3 protein-coding genes are annotated in these 3252 nt (G+C 73.2%); all 3 read right to left on the minus strand.

The window, feature by feature from the left end:
• A partial coding sequence (gene glgB, locus AB0E85_RS39760) for a 1,4-alpha-glucan branching enzyme (RefSeq protein ID WP_361937632.1) occupies window positions 1–1487 on the minus strand: 1487 nt, incomplete at its 3' end.
• Between the two features lie 3 nt (window positions 1488–1490).
• Window positions 1491–2861: a maltokinase gene (locus tag AB0E85_RS39765; protein ID WP_361937633.1), complete on the minus strand. Its 1371-nt coding sequence runs from the start codon at window positions 2859–2861 to the stop codon at window positions 1491–1493.
• Between the two features lie 28 nt (window positions 2862–2889).
• On the minus strand, window positions 2890–3252 hold a 363-nt coding region (locus tag AB0E85_RS39770; protein ID WP_361937634.1), incomplete at its 5' end, for an alpha-glucosidase C-terminal domain-containing protein.

Here is a 3252-nt window from a genome sequence, read left to right on the forward strand (position 1 = left end):
GTCAGGGTGCCGGTGAAGCCGGCGACGGGGAGGCCGGTGAGGGCCGGGCGGAGTTCGGGGACCCCGCCCCAGGCGGTGGACTCCTCCGCGATCGTGACCACGCCCGGTGCCCGCCGGTACACGGTCGCGTTCATCTCCTGGAGGAATCCCATGGCGGCCAGGTCCTCCCGGCCGCCGTAGGCGTTGGGCTCCCACTGGCCGTCCTCGCGCGAGTAGTCCAGGTACAGCATCGATGCGACCGCGTCCACGCGCAGCCCGTCGATGTGGAACTCCTCGCACCAGTACACGGCGTTCGCGACCAGGAAGTTACGTACCTCGGTGCGGCCGAAGTCGAACTCGTACGTGCCCCAGTCCGGGTGCTCCGCGCGCCGGTCGTCACCGGGCTCGTACAGCGGCTCCCCGTCGAACCGGGCCAGCGCCCAGTCGTCCTTCGGGAAGTGAGCCGGCACCCAGTCCATGATCACACCGATGCCGGCCCGGTGGCAGGCGTCGACGAAGAACCGGAAGTCGTCCGGTGTGCCGAGCCGGGACGTCGGGGCGTAGAACCCGGTGACCTGGTAGCCCCAGGACCCGTGGAAGGGGTGCTCGGCGACCGGCATCAGCTCGACGTGGGTGAAGCCCATGTCCTTCACGTACGCCGGGAGCTCCTCCGCGAGCTGCCGGTAGGTCAGCCCCGGCCGCCAGGACGCCAGATGCACCTCGTACACCGAGAACGGCGCCTCGTGCACGGGCGTGTCCGCGCGGTGCGCCATCCACTGGCTGTCGCCCCACTCGTAGTGCGAGGCAGTCACGATCGACGCCGTGTTGGGAGGCTCCTCGCAGCGCCGGGCCATCGGGTCGGCCTTCAGGAAGCGGTGCCCGTACCGGGAGTGGATCTCGAACTTGTACGCGGTGCCCTCGCCGACACCGGGCAGGAACAGCTCCCACACGCCCGAGGCGCCCAGGGACCGCATCGGGAACTGCGTGCCGTCCCAGTGGGTGAAGTCCGTGGCCACCCGCACGCCCTGCGCGTTCGGGGCCCATACGGTGAACCGGGTGCCCTCGACGCCCTCGTGGGTCATGGGCTGCGCGCCGAGCGCCTGCCACAGCTGCTCGTGCCGGCCCTCGCGGATCAGGTGCAGGTCGAGCTCGCCGAGCGCGGGCAGGAAGCGGTACGGGTCGGGCGTCTCCTGCTCGCCCTCCTCGTACGCCACGTGCAGCGTGTACGCGGGGACCGCGTCCAGCGGCAGCACGCCCGAGAAGAGGCCGTCCCCCTCGGAGAGGAGGGCGGTGCGCCGGCCGTCGATCACGACGCTCACGGAGCGGGCGAAGGGGCGGAGCGCGCGGAACACGATCCCGCCCCGGACCGGGTGCGCGCCCAGCAGGGCGTGCGGATCGTGGTGGGCGCCGGCCAGCAGGCGCCCGCGGTCCTCGGGGCTCAGGGCGGGCGCGGTCGTGCTCGGGACCGGGCCGGACGGCTCCGGGATTGAGGTGTCGCGCAGGGCCACGGCTCAGTCTCCTCTCACGGCGAGGCGCTCGATCGCCGCCATCGGTACAGGCAGCCAGTCGGGGCGGTGCCGTGCCTCGTACAGCACCTCGTACACGGCCCGGTCCGTCTCATAGGCGCGGAGCAGCCCGTGCTTCTTGCGGGGGTCCCAGCCGGCGCGGGCCGCGTAGCCCGCGCAGTAGGCCTCGCGGCAGCGGCGGGCCCACTCCGGGCGCCAGGGGCGGCGCTGCCGGGCGGCGTAGTCGAAGGAACGCAGCATCCCGGCGATGTCCCGCACCGGGGAGTGGGCGCTGCGCCGTTCGGAGAGCGGCCGGGACGGCTCGCCCTCGAAGTCGATGACGAACCACTCGCGCCCGGCCCGCAGCACCTGGCCCAGATGCAGATCGCCGTGGATGCGCTGGGCGGGCGGCCCGGGGTCGCAGCCGGTGAGCGCGGCGAACGCGGTCCGCAGGCCCGGCACGAACGGCTGTAGCGCGGGCACGCAGTGCGCGGCGGCGTCCAGCCGCTCGGTCATCGCGGCCGCCGTCTGCCCGTTCTCCCCGGGCCCGCCGACGGGGAACGCCGACGCCAGCGCCAGGTGCACCTCGGCCGTGGCCGCCCCCAGCGCCCGGGCCTGGACGGTGAAGTCGTCCCCGGCGGCCAGTGCGTTCAGCCCCAGCGTCCAGCCGTCGGAGGCATCCCGCAGATACGGCTGGAGCACGCCGAGGGTGGCCTTGAACGGATGGTCCGTCTGGAACCAGGCCACGGGCGCGGGCACCCGGTGACAGCCCTGCCGGGCCAGCGCGCCCGGCACCTCCAGGTCCGGGTTGACGCCCGGCTGGATGCGCCGGAAGACCTTCAGGATGTACTCGTCGCCGTACACCAGCGAGGAGTTGGACTGCTCGGCGTCCAGCAGCCGCGGCACCAGCCCGGCGGGCACCCGGTGATCGGGGTCGCAGTCGAAGCGCAGCGGTCCCGCGGAGCCCGGGTGCCGGAGCCTGTCCAGCAGGAGCTGGGCCGAACGGGGGTCGTGCAGCGCGTCGTAGACCGTCAGCCCGGCCAGCGGCCCGTCCTGCACCCGTCCGATGAGCGCCCGCCCGAGCCGCGGCGCCGGATGCTCCCGGACGCCGAGCAGCAGCTGGTAGCAGTCGCCCGACGGGGGCGCCCCGCCGGGGGAGGGCACGCCCGTGTGCCCGGCGTGACCGGCGTGGACCAGCAGATGCAGGCAGCCCGGGAAGAGCTCGGTCATCGACAGCAGGCCGAGCTCCGTGACGGGCCGGTCCTTGCCGGCGAACCAGCGCTGCCGGGGCAGCCAGTCGCGCAGCAGGGCGCCGAGCGACTCCATGGGCTCGGCCAGACGCGGGAGGTCCGGGCGCAGGGATGCGGTCTTCGGCATGGTCACGCCTCCTTGTCTCGGCGCAGGCTCACAGTCGCCGGCCGATGCGGGATGCGACTCGAGTGAGCCGGAACCAGTAGAAGCCGTGGCCCCCGAGGGTCAGCAGATAGGGCAGTTCGCCGATGGCGGGGAAGCGGACCCCGCCGAACAGCTCCACCGGGTGCCGCCCCGCGAACTCGCGCAGGTCCAGTTCGGTGGGCTGCGCGAACCGCGCGAAGTTGTTGACGCACAGGACCAGGTCGTCCTCGTACTCCCGGAGGAAGGCCAGCACCGCGGGGTTGGAGGAGGGCAGTTCGGTGTACGAGCCGAGTCCGAAGGCCGGGTTCTGCTTGCGGATCTCGATCATGCGGCGGGTCCAGTGCAGCAGCGACGACGGCGACGACATCGACGC

Source organism: Streptomyces sp. NPDC029044 (assembly GCF_040637495.1).
Taxonomy (GTDB): domain Bacteria; phylum Actinomycetota; class Actinomycetes; order Streptomycetales; family Streptomycetaceae; genus Streptomyces.

Coding starts and splice junctions, on each gene's coding strand:
- AB0E85_RS39765 (WP_361937633.1), bottom strand. CDS start 2,861: ATGCCGAAGACCGCATCCCTGCGCCCGGACCTCCCGCGTCTGGCCGAG.